Annotated in this window: 21 protein-coding genes and 1 pseudogene; 18 read left to right on the top strand and 4 right to left on the bottom strand. The window is 72.4% G+C overall.

All coding sequences use genetic code 11. From position 1 onward, the window contains the following. Positions 1 to 28 precede the first annotated feature (28 nt). The 3 genes from rimI to ACZ5FU_RS04385 are packed head-to-tail and all read left to right on the top strand — an operon-like array spanning position 29 to position 1,870. Positions 29 to 526 (top strand): ribosomal protein S18-alanine N-acetyltransferase, encoded by a 498-nt coding sequence (rimI, locus tag ACZ5FU_RS04395; protein WP_451527078.1) that lies wholly within the window; start codon positions 29 to 31, stop codon positions 524 to 526. After that, positions 519 to 1,616, top strand: coding sequence for a tRNA (adenosine(37)-N6)-threonylcarbamoyltransferase complex transferase subunit TsaD (tsaD, locus tag ACZ5FU_RS04390; RefSeq protein WP_469044399.1), 1,098 nt, complete (start codon positions 519 to 521; stop codon positions 1,614 to 1,616). The genes rimI and tsaD overlap by 8 nt, the downstream gene beginning before the upstream one ends. Further along, complete coding sequence (locus tag ACZ5FU_RS04385) at positions 1,613 to 1,870, top strand: hypothetical protein (protein WP_468643083.1); 258 nt, start codon at positions 1,613 to 1,615, stop codon at positions 1,868 to 1,870. Before tsaD ends, ACZ5FU_RS04385 begins: the two co-directional genes overlap by 4 nt. A 21-nt stretch (positions 1,871 to 1,891) precedes the next feature. On the opposite strand, the gene ACZ5FU_RS04380 is transcribed toward ACZ5FU_RS04385, so the two are convergent. Continuing rightward, a complete protein-coding gene (locus ACZ5FU_RS04380) occupies positions 1,892 to 4,216 on the bottom strand; it encodes a beta-xylosidase/alpha-l-arabinosidase (protein ID WP_451526965.1) in 2,325 nt (774 codons plus the stop codon). A gap of 140 nt (positions 4,217 to 4,356) precedes the next feature. On the opposite strand from ACZ5FU_RS04380, the gene ACZ5FU_RS04375 reads away from it, so the two are divergent. The 5 genes and pseudogenes from ACZ5FU_RS04375 (at position 4,357) to ACZ5FU_RS04355 (ending at position 8,998) form a co-directional block, all read left to right on the top strand. Beyond that, positions 4,357 to 5,430, top strand: a complete 1,074-nt coding sequence (locus ACZ5FU_RS04375) for a LacI family DNA-binding transcriptional regulator (RefSeq protein WP_451526964.1) — start codon at positions 4,357 to 4,359, stop codon at positions 5,428 to 5,430. Positions 5,431 to 5,716: 286 nt separating this feature from the next. Continuing rightward, positions 5,717 to 5,839: pseudogene (locus ACZ5FU_RS04370) on the top strand (cellulose binding domain-containing protein); the annotation flags it as partial. Between the two features lie 178 nt (positions 5,840 to 6,017). After that, on the top strand, positions 6,018 to 7,052 hold the full coding sequence (locus tag ACZ5FU_RS04365; RefSeq protein ID WP_468833870.1) for an LCP family protein: 1,035 nt from the start codon (positions 6,018 to 6,020) through the stop codon (positions 7,050 to 7,052). 211 nt (positions 7,053 to 7,263) lie between these two features. Next, positions 7,264 to 7,620 carry a YciI family protein gene (locus tag ACZ5FU_RS04360; protein ID WP_451526963.1) on the top strand — a complete coding sequence of 119 codons (357 nt, stop codon included), beginning with the start codon at positions 7,264 to 7,266 and terminating at the stop codon, positions 7,618 to 7,620. Between the two features lie 109 nt (positions 7,621 to 7,729). After that, complete coding sequence (locus ACZ5FU_RS04355; RefSeq protein WP_451526962.1) at positions 7,730 to 8,998, top strand: RNA polymerase sigma factor; 1,269 nt, start codon at positions 7,730 to 7,732, stop codon at positions 8,996 to 8,998. On the opposite strand, the gene ACZ5FU_RS04350 is transcribed toward ACZ5FU_RS04355, so the two are convergent. Next, positions 8,986 to 10,164: a class I SAM-dependent methyltransferase gene (locus ACZ5FU_RS04350; protein ID WP_451526961.1), complete on the bottom strand. Its 1,179-nt coding sequence runs from the start codon at positions 10,162 to 10,164 to the stop codon at positions 8,986 to 8,988. The two genes, ACZ5FU_RS04355 and ACZ5FU_RS04350, sit on opposite strands and share 13 nt — an antisense overlap. Positions 10,165 to 10,293: 129 nt before the next feature. On the opposite strand from ACZ5FU_RS04350, the gene ACZ5FU_RS04345 reads away from it, so the two are divergent. The 4 genes from ACZ5FU_RS04345 to groL all read left to right on the top strand — a co-directional run bounded on the left by ACZ5FU_RS04345 (position 10,294) and on the right by groL (position 14,398). Then, positions 10,294 to 11,187: a polysaccharide deacetylase family protein gene (locus ACZ5FU_RS04345; RefSeq protein ID WP_451526960.1), complete on the top strand. Its 894-nt coding sequence runs from the start codon at positions 10,294 to 10,296 to the stop codon at positions 11,185 to 11,187. After that, entirely contained in the window at positions 11,184 to 12,056 is an 873-nt protein-coding gene (locus ACZ5FU_RS04340; protein WP_451526959.1) for a polysaccharide deacetylase family protein, read from the top strand. The genes ACZ5FU_RS04345 and ACZ5FU_RS04340 overlap by 4 nt, the downstream gene beginning before the upstream one ends. Positions 12,057 to 12,352: 296 nt before the next feature. After that, positions 12,353 to 12,661, top strand: a complete 309-nt coding sequence (groES, locus tag ACZ5FU_RS04335) for a co-chaperone GroES (RefSeq protein ID WP_020132158.1) — start codon at positions 12,353 to 12,355, stop codon at positions 12,659 to 12,661. A 111-nt stretch (positions 12,662 to 12,772) separates the two neighbouring features. After that, positions 12,773 to 14,398, top strand: a complete 1,626-nt coding sequence (gene groL, locus ACZ5FU_RS04330; protein ID WP_451526958.1) for a chaperonin GroEL — start codon at positions 12,773 to 12,775, stop codon at positions 14,396 to 14,398. Positions 14,399 to 14,408: 10 nt separating this feature from the next. Here the strand turns inward: groL and ACZ5FU_RS04325 are convergent, their stop codons facing one another. Further along, on the bottom strand, positions 14,409 to 14,837 hold the full coding sequence (locus ACZ5FU_RS04325; RefSeq protein WP_468833663.1) for a hypothetical protein: 429 nt from the start codon (positions 14,835 to 14,837) through the stop codon (positions 14,409 to 14,411). A 215-nt stretch (positions 14,838 to 15,052) separates the two neighbouring features. Between ACZ5FU_RS04325 and ACZ5FU_RS04320 the strand changes: the two genes are divergently transcribed. The 6 genes from ACZ5FU_RS04320 to ACZ5FU_RS04295 all read left to right on the top strand — a co-directional run bounded on the left by ACZ5FU_RS04320 (position 15,053) and on the right by ACZ5FU_RS04295 (position 19,306). After that, complete coding sequence (locus ACZ5FU_RS04320; RefSeq protein WP_451777767.1) at positions 15,053 to 15,418, top strand: WXG100 family type VII secretion target; 366 nt, start codon at positions 15,053 to 15,055, stop codon at positions 15,416 to 15,418. A 54-nt stretch (positions 15,419 to 15,472) separates the two neighbouring features. Then, positions 15,473 to 15,787, top strand: coding sequence for a WXG100 family type VII secretion target (locus ACZ5FU_RS04315; RefSeq protein WP_468643070.1), 315 nt, complete (start codon positions 15,473 to 15,475; stop codon positions 15,785 to 15,787). Then, on the top strand, positions 15,787 to 17,622 hold the full coding sequence (locus ACZ5FU_RS04310) for an RNase A-like domain-containing protein (protein ID WP_468833661.1): 1,836 nt from the start codon (positions 15,787 to 15,789) through the stop codon (positions 17,620 to 17,622). The genes ACZ5FU_RS04315 and ACZ5FU_RS04310 overlap by 1 nt, the downstream gene beginning before the upstream one ends. A gap of 26 nt (positions 17,623 to 17,648) precedes the next feature. Next, a complete protein-coding gene (locus ACZ5FU_RS04305; RefSeq protein ID WP_451777772.1) occupies positions 17,649 to 18,164 on the top strand; it encodes a hypothetical protein in 516 nt (171 codons plus the stop codon). A 156-nt stretch (positions 18,165 to 18,320) separates the two neighbouring features. Next, a complete protein-coding gene (locus tag ACZ5FU_RS04300) occupies positions 18,321 to 18,620 on the top strand; it encodes an RNase A-like domain-containing protein (protein ID WP_363089076.1) in 300 nt (99 codons plus the stop codon). A gap of 20 nt (positions 18,621 to 18,640) precedes the next feature. Further along, positions 18,641 to 19,306: a contact-dependent growth inhibition system immunity protein gene (locus ACZ5FU_RS04295; RefSeq protein ID WP_451526953.1), complete on the top strand. Its 666-nt coding sequence runs from the start codon at positions 18,641 to 18,643 to the stop codon at positions 19,304 to 19,306. A 277-nt stretch (positions 19,307 to 19,583) separates the two neighbouring features. Here ACZ5FU_RS04295 and ACZ5FU_RS04290 read toward each other — a convergent pair whose 3' ends face one another. After that, complete coding sequence (locus ACZ5FU_RS04290; RefSeq protein ID WP_451526952.1) at positions 19,584 to 19,934, bottom strand: ATP-binding protein; 351 nt, start codon at positions 19,932 to 19,934, stop codon at positions 19,584 to 19,586. Positions 19,935 to 19,999 lie beyond the last annotated feature (65 nt).

The following is a 19,999-nucleotide window of genomic DNA, read 5'->3' as shown; positions in this document are numbered from 1 at the left end:
CGAATCCGCCACCCCCGCGCTGCGCGAGATGCGCTGGTGGGACATCGATCCCGTCCTGGAACTCGAGAAGGCCCTCTTTCCCGAGGACGCCTGGTCGCGCGGCATGTTCTGGTCCGAGCTGGCGCACTCCCGCGGCCCCGAGGCGACCCGCCGGTACGTGGTCGCCGAGGACGGCGGCCGCATCGTCGGCTACGCGGGCCTCGCCTCCTCCGGAGACCTGGCCGACGTGCAGACCATCGCCGTCGCCCAGGACCACTGGGGCACCGGACTGGGCGGCCGGCTGCTGGCCGAGCTGCTGCGGGCCGCGACCGCCTTCGAGTGCGCCGAGGTCATGCTGGAGTGCCGCGTCGACAACGTCCGCGCGCAGAAGCTGTACCAGCGCTTCGGCTTCCAGCCCATCGGCTTCCGGCGCGGCTACTACCAGCCGGGGAACGTGGACGCCCTGGTCATGCGCCTGACCACGGCATCCGACAGCGGCCCCGCCACGGAATCGACACCAGTGCAAGGAACCGGGACCAATGACTGACGAACCGCTCGTCCTCGGCATCGAGACCTCCTGTGACGAGACCGGCGTCGGCATCGTCCGCGGCACCACGCTGCTGGCGGACGCCGTCGCCTCCAGCGTCGACGAGCACGCCCGCTTCGGCGGGGTGGTGCCGGAGGTGGCGAGCCGGGCGCACCTGGAGGCGATGGTCCCGACCGTCGACCGGGCGCTGAAGGAGGCCGGCGTGTCCGCGCGGGACCTCGACGGCATCGCCGTGACGGCGGGGCCCGGTCTGGCGGGCGCGCTGCTGGTCGGCGTGTCGGCGGCGAAGGCGTACGCGTACGCCCTCGGCAAGCCGCTGTACGGCGTGAACCACCTCGCCTCGCACATCTGCGTGGACCAGCTGGAGCACGGCCCGCTGCCGGAACCGACGATGGCGCTGCTGGTGAGCGGCGGCCACTCCTCCCTGCTGCTCTCCTCGGACATCACCTCCGACGTCCGCCCGATGGGCGCGACCATCGACGACGCGGCGGGCGAGGCCTTCGACAAGATCGCCCGCGTGCTGAACCTGGGCTTCCCCGGCGGCCCGGTCATCGACCGGTACGCGCGCGAGGGCGACCCGTCCGCGATCGCCTTCCCGCGCGGCCTGACCGGGCCGCGCGACCCGGCGTACGACTTCTCCTTCTCCGGTCTCAAGACGGCGGTCGCCCGCTGGATCGAGGCGAAGCGGGCCGCCGGCGAGGAGGTGCCGGTGCGGGACGTGGCGGCCTCCTTCCAGGAGGCGGTGATGGACGTGCTGACCCGCAAGGCCGTCCGCGCCTGCCGCGACGAGGGCGTCGACCACCTGATGATCGGCGGCGGCGTCGCGGCCAACTCCCGGCTGCGCGCCCTGGCCCGGGAGCGCTGCGAGGCGGCCGGCATCCGGCTGCGGGTGCCCCGGCCCAAGCTGTGCACGGACAACGGCGCGATGGTCGCGGCGCTCGGCGCGGAGATGGTGGCCCGGGGCCGGTCCGCCTCCGACTGGGACCTGTCGGCCGACTCGTCCCTGCCGGTGACCGACCCGCACGTGCCGGGCCGGGCCCACGACCACGACCACGTGCACGCGGTCGGCGAGGACAACCTGTACTCATGACCGTCGCGCTGATGTGGGAGGCCCGGGCCGCGGCCGGCCGGGGCGCGGAACTGCTGGCGTGGGCGCGGGAGCAGCGGCTCCCGCGCCCTCCCGTGCGCCGTGAGACCTTCCGCGCCCCGCAGGACCGCGTCCTCGTCATCACCTGGTGGGACGCGGAGTTCGACGCGGACCTCCCGGAACTGCCGGACCCCGAGGAGGGCCTGGTCACCCGGGCCGTGCACCGGTGGCGGTTCGAGGCGCTGGACCCGGACTGACCCGGGCCCCCGCCCGTGGCCCTATCCCTCCCGCGACACCCGCGTCTCGCAGTGCAGCCGCCGGTCCGGTCCCGTCTCCCGCACCGGTCCCGTGAGGCTGAGCCGTGCCGTGTGCCGGACGTCCGCGCTGGACGTCCCCAGCCGCAGCTCCAGGTCGCCCGGCTCCACCACGCGCCGTCCGGCGCGGTCGGTGAAGGCCGACAGGTCGGTGTGGAAGCCGAAGGTCACGCGCGCCGACCCGCCCGCGGGCAGCTCCAGCCGTTGGTAGCCGATCAGCCGCACGTCGGGGCGGGTCACGCCGGCCACCGGGTCGTGCAGGTAGAGCTGTACGACCTCGGCACCCGCCCGGTCGCCGGTGTTGCGGACGGTCAGCGAGAGGTCGCAGGAGCCGTCCGTGCCGAGGACGGTCTGCGGCGCCTCGACGTCCTCCCAGGCGAACGTGGTGTACGAGCGGCCGTGTCCGAAGGGGTACAGCGGGGTCGGGTCCAGGTTGCTGACCTCCCCGGCCAGGCCCAGGGGCGGCTGGAGGTAGGTCCACGGCTGACCGCCCGTCACCCGGGGCACGCTCACGGGCAGCCGGCCCGAGGGGTTGACGCGGCCGGAGAGCACCCCCGCGACCGCCGGGCCGCCCTCCTCGCCGGGGAAGAAGGCCTGGACGACGGCGCCCAGACGGCCGTGCCAGCGGCCGAGCGCGTAGGGGCGGCCGGTGAGCAGGACCAGCACCACCGGCACGCCGGTGGCGACCAGCGCGTCCAGCAGCGCGCCCTGCACGCCGGGCAGCCGCAGGTCCGCCACGTCGCAGCCCTCGCCCGAGGTGCCCCGGCCGAACAGGCCCGCCCGGTCGCCCAGGACCGCCACGCACACGTCCGACTCCGCGGTGCGGGCCACGGCCTCCTCGATGCCCGTGACGTCCGGGTCGGAGACCGGGCAGCCCTCGGCGAACGTCACCTTGGCGTCGGGGAGTTCGGCGCGCAGCGACTCGAGGACCGTGGGGATCCCGATGCCCTGCTCGGTCCCGGGGTGGTGGGTCAGGACGTGGGAGGGGAAGGAGTAGCAGCCGAGCATCGCCAGCGCGTCCGCCGCCCTCGGGCCGACGACCGCGATCCGGGTGTCGGGGGCGAGGGGGAGCAGGCCGTCGGGGTTGTCCAGCAGGACCACGGACTCCTCGGCCAGCCGGCGGGCCACCGCGCGGTTGGCCGGGGAGTCGAGGTCGATCCGCTCCGGGGTCTCCCGCTGCCAGTCCTCGTCCAGGAGGCCCAGCTCGCACTTCTGGAGCAGGACCCGGCGTGCGGACCGGTCGATCAGGTCCTCGGGGACCTCGCCCGCGCGGACGGCCGCCACCAGCGCGTCGCCGTAGTACTTCACCGTCGGCAGCTCGACGTCGATGCCGGCCTCCAGCGCCAGCCGGGCGGCCTGCACGGGGGTGCCCGCCACCCGGTGCAGGGTCTGGAGGAACCCGATGCCGAAGTAGTCGGCGACCACGGTGCCCGTGAAGCCCCACTCCTCCCGCAGGAGCCGGGTGAGCAGCTCCGGGTCGGCGGAGGCCGGGACGCCGTCGCGTTCGGTGTAGGCCGCCATGACGGAACGGGCGCCGCCCTCGCGCAGCGCCATCTCGAACGGCGGCAGGGTGACGTCCGCGAACTCGCGGGTGCCCGCCCGCACCGGGGCCAGGTTGCGGGCGCCGGCCGAGGAGGCGTACCCGGCGAAGTGCTTGAGCGTGGCGACGACCCCCGCCGACTCCAGGCCGCGCACGTAGGCCGTGCCGACCGTGCCGACCAGGTACGGGTCCTCGCCGATGGTCTCCTCGACCCGTCCCCAGCGCGGATCGCGTACGACGTCCAGGACCGGGGCGAGGCCCTGGTGGACGCCGACCGTGCGCAGGTCGCGGCCGATGTGCCGGGCCATCTCCTCCACCAGCGGCGGGTCGAAGGCGGCGCCCCAGGCGAGCGGGACCGGGTAGGCGGTGGCGCGCCAGGCGGTGAAGCCGGCCAGGCACTCCTCGTGCGCCATCGCGGGGATGCCGAAGCGGCCCGCGGCGGCGATCCGGCGCTGGGCGCCGGCCAGCGCGCGGGCGCCCAGCGCCGGGTCCACGGGGGCCGTGCCGAAGGGGCGGGTCAGCTGGCCGAGACCCCTGGTGATCAGCTCGTCCCAACCGTCGGCGGAGTCGACGGCGGAGTCCGCGGTCATGTCGTGCTGGTGCGGGGCGACTCCTTCGCCGTCCGTCGCGGCGCCGACCCACACGCCGTACAGCTGGGCGGTCTTCTCCTCGAGGGTCATCCGGGAGAGGAGGTCGTCGACGCGGGCGGCCGCGGGCAGGGCGGGGTCACGCCAGGGGGCGGTGGTCATGAAGCTCCTGTCAGAGGTCGGTGAGCCACCAGAGCGGGAATCAACGGTACGAATGTTTCGAGCTTTACTTCGAATGTTCCGGGAACCTATGGCGTCCTCATGGGTTCGTCAAGAGGGAGGGCGGGGATACGATCGCCGCCATGACACCCTCGGAGCCCACTGAGACGCGGGCGGAAGACCGGCCCACACGGCGACCCGTGGCGCGGACCGCCACCCTCGCGGAGATCGCGCGCGAGGCCGGCGTCTCGGCGCCGACTGTTTCGAAGGTCCTCAACGGCCGCGCCGACGTCGCCCCCGCCACCCGGTCCCGCGTCGAGGAGCTGCTGCGCGCCCACGGCTACCGGCGGCGCCGGGCCGAGGCGACCCGCTCGCCCCTGATCGACCTGGTCTTCCACGAGCTGGAGAGCGCCTGGGCGATGGAGGTCATCCGGGGGGTGGAGAACGTGGCCCGGGACGCCGGGCTGAGCGTGGTGCTCAGCGAGAGCGCCGGGCGGCTCACCCCCGGACGGAGCTGGGCCGACCAGGTGGCCGCGCGCCGGCCGCACGGCGTGGTGCTCGTGCTCTCCGGGCTCGACGTGTCCCAGCGGGCGCTGCTCACCAGCCGGTCCATCCCGTTCGTGGTGATGGACCCGGCGGGCGATCCCGGCGCCGACGTGCCGTCCATCGGCGCCACCAACTGGCAGGGCGGCCTCGCCGCCACCCGGCACCTGGTCGAACTGGGCCACCGGCGGATCGGGGCCGTCAGCGGGCCCCCGCAGATGATGTGCAGCCGGGCCCGGCTCGACGGCTACCGCGCGGCCCTGGAGACGGCCGGGCTGCCGGTCGACCCGGAGATGATCAGGACCGGCGACTTCCACCACGAGACCGGCTACCGGCTCGGCCGCGAGCTGCTCGCCCGCCCCGACCGGCCCACCGCCGTGTTCGCGGGCAACGACCTGCAGGCGCTCGGCCTTTATGAGGCCGCCCGTGAACTCGGGCTGCGCATCCCCGAGGACGTGAGCGTGGTCGGCTTCGACGACCTGCCGGTGGCCCGCTGGGTCGGCCCGCCGCTGACGACCGTACGGCAGCCGCTGACGGAGATGGCCGAGGCGGCCGCCCGGCTGGTGCTGGAGCTGGGGCGCTCCGGGGACGCGCCCGCCGCGACCCGGGTGGAGCTGGCGACCAGTCTGGTGGTGCGGGCGAGCACGGGGGCGCCGCCGTTGGCCGGAAGGTGACGTGTTGACGGGTGGTGGGGACGCCTCCACACTCCTCCGAAGTCAATCGGTTGCACAGCCGAAACTTTCGGAGGCGCCCGTCATGAGATCCTCCCGTCCCGTTCCGTCCTCCCGCCCGTCGAGGACGGGTCCCCGTCCGGAGGGGGCGCCCCCGGCCCCGTCGGCTCCGCCGAGGAGGAGCCCGCGTCCGTCGCTCCGTGCCAGGCCGGCCGCCCTGCCGGCCGGGGCGGCCGCCGTCGGCGCGCTGATCACCGCCGGTACCGCCCACGCCGCCGACACGCCGCTGGCGGCCGTCACCTGTTCCAACGCCTCGTACAACGGGACGGTTCCCGACGGCGGTTCGGTGACCTTCGGGTTCAACGGGTCGTGGAGCGGGAGCAATCCGGTGCCCACGGTGACTCTGGGGTGAACGTGACACTTCAATCGTAAGATTTTCCGAAGAAAGTCTGTTCGCTGCGCCGTTCCTCACATTCCGCTCATCATGCGGACGTACGTTCCCCTCTGTGACGGGACACGAGGCGAGCGAGCACGAGGCGAACGGACACGGGGACGCGCACGGCGGCACGCCCGGGGCCGGGCCCGAGGGGGTGAGCGGGGGAGGGCGGCGGGGCCGGCGGTCGAGAGCGTTCAAGGCCGTCGGCCTCACCCTGGCCGGCGCCCTGGTGCTGGGCGCGGCCGCGGCGGGCTGGGCCTACTGGCACCTGAACGACAACATCCGCGGCGTCGACGTCGACAGCGCGCTCGGCGACGACCGTCCGGCCCGCGCGGTCACCACCCCGTCCGGCACCGCCTCCGCCGCCCCACTGCCCACCGGGGCCGTCACCGTCCTGGTCCTCGGCTCGGACTCGCGCAGCGGCGAGGAGAACCGGGAGCTCGGCGGCGGGGACAGCTCCGGGGCCCGCTCCGACACCGCGATGGTCGTGCACGTCGACGCCGGCCGCACCGGCGCCACAGTGGTCAGCATCCCGCGCGACACCCTCGTCACCCGCCCCTCCTGCCCGCTGCCCTCCGGCGGCTCGACCGAGGCCGCCCGCGGCGCGATGTTCAACAGCGCCTACGCGCTGGGCGGTCCGGTCTGCGCGGTCAAGACCGTGGAGTCGCTCACGGGTGTCCGCATGGACCACTTCGTCGAGGTCGACTTCGCCGGCTTCGCGAAACTCGTGGACGCGCTCGGCGGGGTCACCGTCACCACCACCGAGGACATCGAGGACGAGGACAGCCGTCTCAGCCTCGCGGCCGGCACCCACCACCTCGACGGCACCCGGGCCCTCGCCCTCGCCCGCACCCGGCACGGCATCGGCGACGGCAGCGACCTCGGCCGCATCGGGCTCCAGCAGACCCTGGTGAAGGCCCTGCTGGAGCAGATCTCCACGACCGACCTGCTGACCGACCCCGCCCGGCTCTACCGGGTCGCCGACGCGGCCACCGGCAGCCTCACCACCGACACCGGCCTCGACTCCCTCACCGAACTGACGGAACTCGCCCGGAGCCTGGAGGGCCTGTCCGCCGCGAACGTCACCACCGTCACCATGCCGGTCGTGCCGGCCCCCTCGGACCCCAACCGGGTCGTCCCCGACGAGCCCGGGGCGGGCGACCTGTGGGAAACGCTCGGACGGGCCTGATCCCCGCTCTCCGGATCCTGGTTCCCGGCCCTGTTCGCCGGCCACCGCCCCCTGGTTCCCGCCCCTTGAACCCTGGTTCCCGTCGCCCGATCCCCGTCCCGGAAAAAAAATCCCGAAGTTTTCCGTCGGGGGTGTCGATCCGGCCGTTCCCCGTTCGACGTACGGGTGAGAGGCCGGGAGGAGCCCGGCCCGCACCACCCGAGGAGTCACCATGCCCCGCTACCTGTCCCTCGTGAAGATCGACGAGTCGACCAGGCCGGCCGGCGGCCCGAGCCCCGAGCTGATGCAGCGGATGGGCGAGCTGATCGAGGAGATCACCAAGGCCGGCGTCATGCTCGACACGGGCGGTCTGCTCCCCTCCGAGCAGGGCACCCGCGTCCACCTGAACGGCGGCGAGCTCTCCGTCACCGACGGCCCCTTCACCGAGACCAAGGAGGTCGTCGGCGGCTACGCGCTCATGCAGTGCAAGGACATGGCCGAGGCGATCGAGTGGTCCAAGCGCTTCCTGAAGGTCCACGGCGACGACTGGACCATGACCCTGGAGGTCCGGGAGATCGCGGAGGGCTGAGGCCGGGCGCGGAGGCCGGCGGGGAAGACCGGGGCGGGAGGCCGGGGTGAGGCCGGGGCGGGCCGGAGCCGCTTCCCCGCGGCCCCCGGAAGGTGTTCGATGGTGGGCTGTGAACCGACAGCCCACCGCCGGCCCCCGCACCGCCACGGCAGCCCTGGAGACCGTCTTCCGCCTGGAGTCGCCCCGCGTCGTCGCCGCCGTCGCCCGGATCGTCCGGGACGTCGGCATCGCCGAGGAACTCACGCAGGACGCCCTGGTGGCCGCGCTGGAGCGCTGGCCCCGCGAGGGCGTCCCCGACAACCCCGGCGCCTGGCTCACCGCCACCGCCCGGCACCGCGCCGTCGACCTGGTCCGCCGCCGGGAGACGTACGCCCGCAAACTCGCCGAGATCGGCCGGGACCTGGAGACCACGGCACCCGCGCCCGAGCCCTCCGACCCCGAGGACATCGACGACGACCTGCTCCGTCTCGTCTTCACCACCTGTCACCCCGTGCTGTCCGCCGAGGCCCGCACCGCGCTCACCCTGCGGCTCCTCGGCGGACTCACCACGGCCGAGATCGCGCGTGCCTTCCTCGCGCCCGAGCCGACGGTCGCCCAGCGGATCGTCCGCGCCAAACGCACCCTGGCCAGGAAGAACGTCGCCTTCGAGGTGCCGTACGGACCCGATCGCGAGGCCCGGCTCGGCTCCGTCCTCGACGTCATCTACCTGATCTTCAACGAGGGGTACGCGGCCACCGCGGGCGACGACTGGCTGCGTCCGGGGCTGTGCGAGGACGCCCTGCGGCTGGCCCGCCTGCTGGCGGCCCTGATGCCGAAGGAGCCCGAGGTGCACGGCCTGGCCGCGCTGCTGGAGTTCCAGTGCTCGCGCACGGCCGCCCGCACCGCCCCCGACGGCACCCCGGTACTGCTGGCGGACCAGGACCGCCGCCGCTGGAACCGCCTGCTCGTCGCCCGCGGCATCACCGCCCTCGGCCGGGCCGGGGCCACCGCCGGCGGCCCGCCCGGCCCGTACGTCCTCCAGGCAGCCATCGCCGCCTGCCACGCGCACGCGTACTCCTACGAGGAGACCGACTGGCGTGCCATCGCCGCCCTCTACGGCCTCCTCGCGGCCCGCGCCCCGTCCCCGGTGGTCGAACTCAACCGGGCGGTCGCCGTGTCGATGGCCGAGGGACCGGAACCGGCCCTGCGGATCGTCGACGCCCTCGCCGCCGAACCGGCCCTGCGCGACTACCACCTGCTCCCCAGCGTCCGCGGCGACCTGCTCCGGCGCCTGAGCCGTACGGCGGAGGCGTCCGCGGAGTTCGAGCGGGCCGCGCGGCTGACCGGCAACGCGCGGGAACGGGAGCTGCTGCTGCGCCGCGCCGCTCAGGCCGGGTGACCGACGAGCGCCGGGTGGCCGACCAGCATCGTCGGCGCCCCCGCGACCCGGGTCAGGAACACGGTCGCCGAGTGCGGTCCCTGAGGCTTGACCTTCCTGCGCAGTTCCTCCGGCTCCACCGCCGAACCGCGCTTCTTCACGGTGAGGATCCCCACCCCCCGCTCCCGCAGCAGCGCCTTGAGCTTCTTGACGTTGAAGGGCAGCCGGTCGGTGATCTCGTAGGCGGTGGCGTACGGCGTCGGCCGCAGGGTGTCCGCGGTGACGTAGGCGATGGTCTCGTCGACCAGGCCGCCGCCCAGGTCCCGGGCGACCTCGGCCACCAGGTGGGCCCGGATGACGGCGCCGTCCGGCTCGTACAGGTAGCGCCCCACCGGCCGCACCGCGGGGTCGGGCAGGCCGGTGCCGAGCAGGGTGCGCGGGCCGGGCAGGAGGGTGGCGCGCACCGCGCCCGGTTCGGTGCCGAACCACAGCACGGCCTCCTTCACGTCCCCGCCGTCGGAGATCCACTCGGCCTCGGCCCCGGCGGGCACGACCTCGTGCGGGATGCCGGGGGCGACCTTCAGCGCGCCGTGCGGGGCCTTCAGGGCCGCCCCGACCGCCCAGGACAGCGGCGGTGAGTAGGCCTCCGGGTCGAAGATCCGTCCCCGGCCGCCCCGCCGCGCGGGGTCGACGAACACGGCGTCGTACCCGTCCGTGTCGACCTCCGTGACGTCCGCCTCGCGCACCTCGATCAGAGCGGCGAGCCCCAGCGCCTCGGCGTTGGCCCGCGCCACCGCCGCCGTCAGCGGGTCGCGGTCCACGGCGAGCACCCTGATCCCCGCGCGGGCCAGCGCGATCGCGTCGCCGCCGATCCCGCAGCACAGGTCGGCGACCGAGGCCACGCCGAGCGACCGCATCCGCTCGGCGCGGTGGGCGGCGACGCTCGCGCGCGTCGACTGCTCGACCCCGTTCGGGGTGAAGAACATCCGCTCCGCGTCCCCGGCCCCGAACTTCGCCGCCGCGCGCTGCCGCAGCCGGGCCTGTCCGAGCGCCGCCGAGACCAGCTCGGCGGGATGGTCGCGGCGCAGCCTGGTGGCGACGGCCAGTTCGTCGGCCGGGGCGGTGCCGCGCACGGCGTCGAGGAGGGCGCGGCCCTCGGGGGTGAGGAGCGGGGCGAGGTCGTTCACCGGGTCATTGTGGGCCAGTCGGTGGATGGTGCGCCTCCGGCGGAGGTGTCGGGCCGGATCGCGCGGACGCGACTGCGAGGATCCGGCGCCATGGGATCAGGATCAGTCGTACAAAACTATAAAAAGGGGATGCGGCGGGTGGGGGTCAGGACCGGCGTCGCGGTCCTCGCCGTGGCCGCCCTCGCCTCCGGCTGTGCTTCCGGCACCCCGGCTGCCGGCCGTCCCGCCCCCGGCCGGCAGCCGCTCCAGGGACAGCCCGCCGACGCCCTGCGCGCCTACGCCGCCGGACTGCGTGCCGAGCACGCCGCCCGGACCGCGGCCGCCGCCCGCTGGCGACTGCGGAAGGTCCCCCTGGCACCCCCCGCCCCGCCCGCGACGAAGCCGAGGATCACCACCCGCCAGGGCTTCGAGGTCGACGGCCACGAGGAACTGGGCCTCCCGCCGGTCTTCACCACCGTCCCCACCGAGGACAAGATCGTCTTCCTCACCATCGACGACGGCGCCGAGAAGGACCCGGCGTTCCTGCGCATGATGAGCGACCTGAAGATCCCCTACACGGCCTTCCTCAGCGACTACCTCGTCAAGGAGGACTACGGCTACTTCACGAGGATGCGGGACGCGGGGGTGACCCTGAACAACCACACCCTCCACCACCCCTACCTGCCCGCCCTCTCCTACAGCGGCCAGAAGCGCGAGATCTGCGGCATGCAGGACGTCATCGAGAAGCGCTACGGCAGGCGCCCCGCCCTCTTCCGCCCGCCCTTCGGCAACTACGACCGCGACACCCTGCGCGCCGCGAAGACCTGCGGAGTGAAGTACGCGCCGCTGTGGAACGAGGAGGTCTTCGCCGACCACTGGGACTACCGCGAGTGGGACCGCGACCTCCACCCCGGCGACATCGTCCTCACCCACTTCCGCGGCCGCGCCGACTGGAAGGGCACCATGCCCGACATGGTCCGCCGCTTCCTGGACCTGGTCACCGAGAAGGGCTACGCGGTGGCCCGGCTGGAGGACTACCTGTGAGGAGGCGGACCGCGCCGCTCACGTCCGTCGTGGCCCTCGCGGTGGCGCTGACCGGCTGCGCCGGGCCGGCCGACCCGATCGGGCACCCGGGCCGCACGGCGACGGACCGGGCACGCTCCACGGGGCCGCCCACGGGAGCGGACGCCGGGCGGACCGCACGCCCGCACCCGCCGGTCGCGGAGCGGCCGTACCGCCGCTGGGGTCTGGCCGCCCCGCTCGCCCCCGCTCCCGTTCCCACCCGCACGCCGGTGGCGGGCCCCCTCGCGGGCGGCTCGGCCGGCCCCGCGCTCCCGCCGGTCGTCGACCGCGTCCCGACCCGCGACAAGGTCGTCTTCCTCACCTACGACGACGGCGCCGAACGCGACCCCCGCTTCGTCACCATGGTCCGCGAACTGCGCCTCCCTGTCAGCATGTTCCTCACCGACAGCGTGGTGGGCCCGGGCTACGCCCACTTCGCCCGGCTGCGGTCGGTCGGCGCCGGCCTCCACAACCACACCCTCGACCACGCCGCCCTGCGCGGCCTGCCCTACGCGGGCCAGCGCGCCGAGATCTGCGGCCAGCAGGACAAGCTCAGGGCCCGCTTCGGCCTGCGCCCCCGCCTGTTCCGGCCGCCCTACGGCACGTACGACGCGACCACCCTGCGCGCGGCCGCCGACTGCGGGATCACCGCCGTCGTCCTCTGGCGGGCCTCCATGGGCCCCGCCGACCTCACCTACACCCACGGCTCCCGCCGCCTGCGCCCCGGGGACGTCGTCGCCGTCGACCCCGACGGGACCCGGGGGCCGAGCCTGCGGGAACGCACGACGAGGCTGCTGCGGCGCGTCCAGGAACAGGGCCTGACGGTGGGCCGACTGGAGGACTACCTCTGAGGGCTCCCCTTGCCGCGGTGACACCGGGCGCCGGGCAGAGGGCACAGGGCACCAGGTACCGGGCGTCGGCTTCCCGCACGGCCCGGATCCCGACCCGGATTCCGGCACGCGCGACGCACGGCATTGGCACTCCGCTTGACCGAGTGCTAATCGCGGTCATAGTCTCAGTCCTGGCACTCCCCACTGGAGAGTGCCAACTACGCGACGGGCAGGTCCGGCACCCGCGACGACGGATCCACCTGGTCGCCACCTCAGACAGTTAACCCCGTGAGATCTCCGAAGGGGGAGGTCGGATCGTGACGACCACCAGCTCCAAGGTTGCCATCAAGCCGCTCGAGGACCGCATTGTGGTCCAGCCGCTCGACGCCGAGCAGACCACGGCTTCTGGCCTGGTCATCCCGGACACCGCGAAGGAGAAGCCCCAGGAGGGCGCCGTCCTCGCCGTGGGCCCGGGCCGCTTCGAGAACGGCGAGCGCCTGCCGCTCGACGTCAAGGTCGGCGACGTCGTCCTTTACAGCAAGTACGGCGGCACCGAGGTGAAGTACAACGGCGAGGAGTACCTCGTCCTCTCGGCTCGCGACGTGCTCGCGATCATCGAGAAGTAATTCACCCAGTTTTGCAGTGAACTGCGCTCCTGGCCCCGCGTGTTTGTGAAGCCGGGTGCCGGGGGCGCAGTTCGTTTCTCCCACTTTTTCCGAGAGGGCTGAACCGCTCCCATGGCGAAGATCCTGAAGTTCGACGAGGACGCCCGTCGCGCCCTCGAGCGCGGCGTCAACAAGCTTGCCGACACGGTCAAGGTGACGATCGGCCCCAAGGGCCGCAACGTCGTCATCGACAAGAAGTTCGGCGCCCCCACCATCACCAACGACGGTGTCACCATCGCCCGCGAGGTCGAGCTCGACGACCCGTACGAGAACCTCGGCGCGCAGCTGGTGAAGGAGGTGGCGACCAAGACCAACGACATCGCGGGTGACGGCACCACCACCGCCACCGTGCTCGCCCAGGCGCTGGTCCGCGAGGGCCTGCGGAACGTCGCCGCCGGCGCGTCGCCCGCCCTGCTCAAGAAGGGCATCGACGCCGCGGTCAAGGCCGTCTCCGACGAGCTGCTCGCCACGGCCCGCCCGATCGACGAGAAGTCCGACATCGCCGCCGTCGCCGCGCTGTCCGCCCAGGACCAGCAGGTCGGCGAGCTCATCGCCGAGGCCATGGACAAGGTCGGCAAGGACGGTGTCATCACCGTCGAGGAGTCCAACACCTTCGGTCTGGAGCTGGACTTCACCGAGGGCATGGCCTTCGACAAGGGTTACCTGTCGCCGTACTTCGTGACGGACCAGGAGCGCATGGAGGCCGTCCTCGAGGACCCCTACATCCTCATCAACCAGGGCAAGATCTCCTCCATCGCCGACCTGCTGCCGCTGCTGGAGAAGGTCATCCAGACCAACTCCTCCCGCCCGCTGCTGATCATCGCCGAGGACGTCGAGGGCGAGGCCCTGTCGACCCTGGTCGTGAACAAGATCCGCGGCACCTTCAACGCCGTCGCGGTGAAGGCCCCCGGCTTCGGCGACCGCCGCAAGGCGATGCTCCAGGACCTGGCCGTCCTCACCGGCGCCACCGTCATCTCCGAGGAGGTCGGCCTCAAGCTCGACCAGGTCGGCATCGACGTGCTCGGCTCCGCCCGCCGCGTCACCGTCACCAAGGACGACACCACGGTCGTCGACGGTGCCGGCAACTCCGAAGAGGTCACGGGCCGCGTCGCCCAGATCAAGGCCGAGATCGAGAACACGGACTCCGACTGGGACCGCGAGAAGCTCCAGGAGCGCCTCGCGAAGCTGGCCGGCGGCGTGTGCGTGATCAAGGTCGGCGCCGCCACCGAGGTGGAGCTGAAGGAGAAGAAGCACCGCCTGGAGGACGCCATCTCCGCGACCCGCGCCGCGGTCGAGGAGGGCATCGTCTCCGGTGGTGGCTCCGCGCTCGTCCACGCTGTGAAGGTTCTCGAGGGCAACCTCGACAAGACCGGCGACGAGGCCACCGGTGTCGCCGTCGTCCGCCGCGCCGCCGTCGAGCCGCTGCGCTGGATCGCCGAGAACGCCGGCCTGGAGGGCTACGTCATCACCTCCAAGGTCGCCGAGCTGGACAAGGGCCAGGGCTTCAACGCCGCGACCGGCGAGTACGGCGACCTGGTCAAGGCCGGCGTCATCGACCCGGTCAAGGTCACCCGCTCCGCCCTGGAGAACGCCGCCTCCATCGCCTCCCTCCTCCTGACGACCGAGACCCTGGTCGTCGAGAAGAAGGAAGAAGAGGAGCCCGCCGCCGCCGGACACGGCCACGGCCACTCCCACTGACGCACGTCGGTCACCGAGGCCCGGCCCCCGAGAGGGGTGCCGGGCCTCGGCGTTTCCACGACGTCGTCGTGCTCGGCGATGACCTCCCGCAGCCGGGGCCCGGCCGCGCCGCGGCGTCCCCGTCGAGGACGGCGTGCAGCACGGTCAGGAAGTGGCTCTTGCCGACGCCGAAGGAGCCGTGGAGGCAGGCGGCGTACGAGGCGTTCTTGCGCACCGCGCCGCGCACCGGTTTCAGCGCCTTGTCGAACTGTTCCCGGAGCTGCGGCGTGACGACGTACTCCTCGACCCGCCCGGCCGAGTCGCCCTTGAACCCCTTGGACAGCTCGACCTTGAAGTCGCCGGCGTAGACATCCTCCTTGAGTCGAGGACGTCCCTCGGTACGACGGTGTCGCCACCCCTGGCCATCGGCTGCTCCCGTTCCCCTCGGTGTCCCTCGCATGTGCTTCTCGTCCTGCCAGCCCGGGACATCGAGGCGGGATGGCCCGCAGAGATGTGAAGGGAGCGGAGCGACGGGCGAGCCGGGAGAGGACACGAGCAGGGCTCTCCATATGCTGGTTGCTGCATTTTCAGGGATCGATGACACCCATGGGGCGGGGGTGCGATATGGGGCAGCACGGGGCCGGCTTCCGGGCGGGAGGCACCTCGGACCTCAAAGTGACCGATGCGGATCTGACGAAGCTCGCGGGTGATCTCGACGACATGCGTGATCACCTGGACAGACAGGTCACGCGTATGGACGCGATCGTGGACCGGATCGAGGCGGGCTGGCGGGGCCCGGCGGGGACGGCGTACCGGGAGTTCCACCGGGCCGCCGCCGAGGACGCCGTACGTATCCGGGAAGTGGTGAAGCTGTTGCGACAGGCCGTGCTGCTGAGCAGAGACGGTTTCTCCGGGACCGACCTCGATGTGCTCGACGGGATGCGCCGGATCCAGGTGGACGTCACCGGGGAGGTCGACCGGCTCTCCACCCCGAACCCGGAGCCGACGACGCCCCCGCGCAGCCCTCTCGACGGGTACTGACGTACGGCGTCGGATTCCGCACACGGCCGCCACGGATCACATCAAGGGGGAAGCATGTCGGACGGGACGACGCCGCAGGAGCAGATCACGGTCTCCTTCGGAACGCTCCAGGAACTGGCCGGTGACCTGGAGGACATCCTCAAGCAGCTCAACGAGAGGCTGGAGGCACTGTACGGCCGCGTGGAGCCGGTGGTGCTGTCCTGGCGGGGCGATACCAGGGAGGTCTTCGTCGAGAAGCTCGACGAATGGGACCGCTCGGCCCAGGACCTGGAAGCGGCTCAGAAGTGGCTGCACGACTTCGTCACCACCGGGCATCTCAACTACACGGCGGCGCACCGGGCGGTGCTGCGCGGCTGGGGTGCGCTCTGATGGCCACGCCGGTCCCCACACCCACCCCGTCGACGGGCGGCGGAACCGTCCAGCCGTCCGGGACGGGCGCCACCGTGCCCACGCCCCACCCGTCGCCCGGCGGGCTGACCGACCCCGACGGCAAGGACATCTCCCGCGGCGACTCGAACTCGGACCGTGATGAGCGCGCGGCCGAACTGGAGGCGTTGAAACCGGCACCGCCGGGCAACCTCGTCGGCTTCGACGTCCAGCCGCAGCACGTGTACTACGCGTCGTACATGTTGCGCAACGCGCAGTACGACTTCGCCGGCCGTGCCAGGAACCTGGTCGGTGCGCTCGACGGGTACGCGCACGCGGTCGGATGCGGCACGGGTCCGGAGGCTTTCGTCAAAGCGTATGCCGATGTCGCCGCCTCCTTCCTCGACGTGTGGAACAAGACGACGGAGGGCGTCGGCGGTGCGGCCGTCGGCCTCACGGTGACGGCCAACAACTACGCGCAGGCGGACCACGCCACCCACCCGCTGACCCCGGCGGTGGCGACGAAGAACCCGCCGGACGTCCTCAGGAACGCGGGCGTGGCCGGCCCCGTCGCCGACCTCGGCTGGGGCGGTGCCCGGGGCGAGGACGGCTGGGGCAACGCGATCATCGACGAGGTCTCCGGGGCGTTGAGCACGATCGGCGCCGAGGTCCTGCGCCCGATCCTCGGTCACGCCCTGCGCCACGGCAAGGTCGCCGACATCACCCCCGGCGGCGACGACCTCGCCCTGCCGGAGATCGCCAAGCTCTGGCGGCAGGCCGCCAAGGACGCCAAGACGTCCGCGGAGGCCTTCGACGACGCCATCGCCTACCTCACCAACCCCGCGGTGGGGCACGACGAGTGGCAGGGCGCGATGAAGCAGTTCTGCTCGGCGATGTGGGGCACGTCGGACTGGGGCAAGGAGCACCACGGCTACAAGTGGGCCCACCGCGAGGGCAAGCAACCCGCGCTGGACGTTCTCCAGGACACCGCGCGGGACGTGGCGACAGCGTGCGACGGGGTCGGCACGGAAGTGACGAAGGTCCGGTCCGTCATCATCGAGGTCTACAAGGACGCGGCGGCCAAAACCTTCACGATGAAGAGCTTCAAGGATCTCTTCGAACTCCTCGGGAAGCTCCCCGAGCTCGCCGGTGAGTTCATCGCCAACATCGACACCGGCCGCCTCGATGAGGCGGTGGACTCCTACAACCGCAGGATCCACGATCTCGGCGACGGCTTGGTGAGGCTCAAGCCGGCATTGGACGAGGCCGGGAACAGCGTCCCCACGTACGCCGCCGAGGAGGCACGGGCCGAGGCCTTCGGCGCCCGCTCGCTCAACGACTTCAGGGAGCAGCCGCTCTACACCGTCCCGGGCGAGGACAAGGACAACCACTTCTACACGGTCGACCTCGCGAACCAGGAGGGCGTGCACAAGAGCCACGTCATCGACAAGCACGTCGGGCAGAGCGACGCGCAACTCCTGAACCGCCTTCGCGACCAGCCGGGGATCAACGCCGCATCCACCTTCACCGACCTCGCCACCGCGCAGAAGGCGACCCAGGGCGCCATGGACGAGATCGGCCCCTCCGACAGTCCGGCCAACGCCGGCAAACCGAATGTCGGGGTCAACAACCCCGGGAAGATCGAGAACTGGCTGTCCCGGCCCCGGACCGACAACTCGAAGCTGGAACTGGATCCGGTGGAATTCGACCACGCCACGGGCAGAACCATTCCGAGCGGTTCGACGTCCGCTCACGACACGTACAGCGTCAAGGTGATTCTGAAGTACAAGAACGGAATCGACCCGCCTTACGTCGTCCTGACTTCCATGCCCAAGTGACCCATGTACCCGAGTGAGTGATTTCCGTGAGCGTAGGTTCCCTGCCCGAGTGCGCGACCGCCCTGTTCGACCCGCATCGGACTGTCCTCTGTCTGGCACCCAGGACTCGTGCGGACTGGGTTGACGACCTGGTGGCGTTCACACGCGGTGAAGTACGCGGGGAGAGCGCGGGTGTCGACCCGGCGCCGATGTTCGAGGAGGTGACCGGCGAGCTGGTGAGGGAGAGCCTCCTGCCCGTCGGGAAAGAAGGCGCGCAGGACTTGCTGAAGCTCCTCGCGCTGGGCTCCTTCTACGAGGGCGTGGATCCCTCACTTCGTGAGCCGGATGCCGCCAGGGACACGTGTTTTCGTGAGGTCCTGGAGGCGGTGGGGGATTCCGTCGAATTCTTCACGAACCACGGTCACGCCGAAGACGGGGAAGACGCGGATTTCCTGGTGTCCGGATTCCACTGGAACTCCCTCGCCATCACGCTTTATGACGTCTGCCTGATCGGGGTGACAGCGGAACGGATCCTGGTGGCCTGGAGGTTCGAGGACGCCTGAGGAGAAAGGCCGCACCGAAAGACCGGGGCAGCCGCCTTGCGGATCCTGGACGACGTGTACGTTTCCGTGGCGTCCTCCGGCCCCGTCGGAGAGGGCCTGCCGTGGTGCCCCGCAACCCTTCCCCACGAGGTGGTCATCGTGTCCGAGACAACTCCCGTGCGTACCAGAACGTCGACCTATCCCGACCGGGAGACGGCCCAGTGGGCCACCCAGCAGGTGGTCACCGCCAACGAGCAGCTCATCCACCGCTGGCTCGCCCGGTCCACCCGCGCCCGTCTGACGATCGAGGCGTCCTGGCCGTCGCGGGAGGAACCGGTGGGGCGGGTGCTGCTCCAGGCGATGATGCTGGCGGGGCGTGGTCCCGTCGACGTACGGAGCGCCCGGGTGGTTCTCAGGCGGGACGCCTCCCGGCCCCACGGGTTCACCGTCCAGGCGACCTTTCCCGTCTACCTGTAGCCCCTGGAGAGGCGACCACCGTGCCCCTGAACCCCCTCGAACACGACCGCCGCTACGGCGAACTCGACCAGGTGATCCGCGCCTACGCGGGACAGCCGGCCGACGACACCCCGGAGCAGCCCGGCGAGGCCCTGATCGCCTATCTGCGCCACACGTGGCACACCCGGCCCTGGGCCCTCGCCGTCGCCGAGCGCCAGTTGCGGGAGTACGCCGACAACCCGCCGGGACGGCTGCGGCTGCGCCTCGGCGAGTTCTACTCCGTGCCCGACGTCGGCCTGCCCGAGGGCGAGGTCCGGCAGTGGCTGTACTGCCTGGCCGATCACCTCAGGCACAGCATCGAGCAGGGCGAGGTGCCGCCCCCGGCCGTCCCGGCCACGCACGCGGAGTGGCAGGCCCGCTTCCCCGAACTCGGCCAGTTCCTCGGCGGCTGGTTCTCCCAGGACATGCCGGACGAGTTCACCGACCACGACGCCGCCGTCGACGACTACCGGGCCACGACCGACGCACAGTTGGTCGCCCGTCTGGTCGGCGAGCTGCACGAACTGCTCGCGCTGGGCCTGGACGAGCCCGAGTGCGCACTGGCCCTGGCCGAGCTGGGCATGGAGGTCGACCCGCCGGCGCCCTGCGCGCCGAGCACCTGGCTGGCACTGGTCGCCGACCGGCTGGTGACGCGCCCTCCTTCGTGAGACGAGCCGGAAGGAGCCGCTGGGGCAGGCGCGGGACCATGTACGGACGCTCCTGCCGTTCGGCATGTCCGTCCGGACGCCGGCAGTCCCGGGACGGTGGCGCCGCGCCTTCTTCACGCAGCGCCGGTCGGTGCGGTCGACGTACCGACCCGTTGTACTGGCGAGGCGGGTCGATCACGTGCCCCCGCAGGGCATGCGACCACCGCCCACACCGTCTTGCCCGGCGCTGCCGCCCGTTCGGCCACGCCTAACTGCTCGACCAGCGCCGCCACCAGCGTCAGTCCGCGCCCGTCCTCCGCGAGCGGCCGGCTCTCCGGAGCGGGCACGGTTGCCGCTCCCCGCGTACGTCGCTCACCTCCACCAGCATGCGTCCCTCACCGTCATGGGTGAGCCGCAGTTCCGCGTCCCGCCCCGGCACCCGCCCGTGGGTGACGGCGTTGGCGGTCAGTTCGGCCACGACCAGTTCCACAGCGTCGTGGGCCGGGGTGCGGTAGGGCCACCCCCAGCCGTCCATCTGGTGCGAGACCAGCCGCCGGGCCAGCCGGGCGCCGCGCGGGGTGGCGCTGAAGCGGAGGGTGAAGGACGCGGCGGCGGTGAAAGAGGTGAGGCCGGTGAATGCGGTGGTCATGCCCTCGAAGAATCCCGCTCCCGCGCGCCCTTGATCAGCAGGCCCGGCCCTACGGACGCCGTCTG

The organism is Streptomyces sp. NPDC031554 (genome assembly GCF_055580685.1).
The sequence above is the reverse complement of the archived record's forward strand: the minus strand, read 5'-3'. Positions and strand labels throughout refer to the sequence as shown.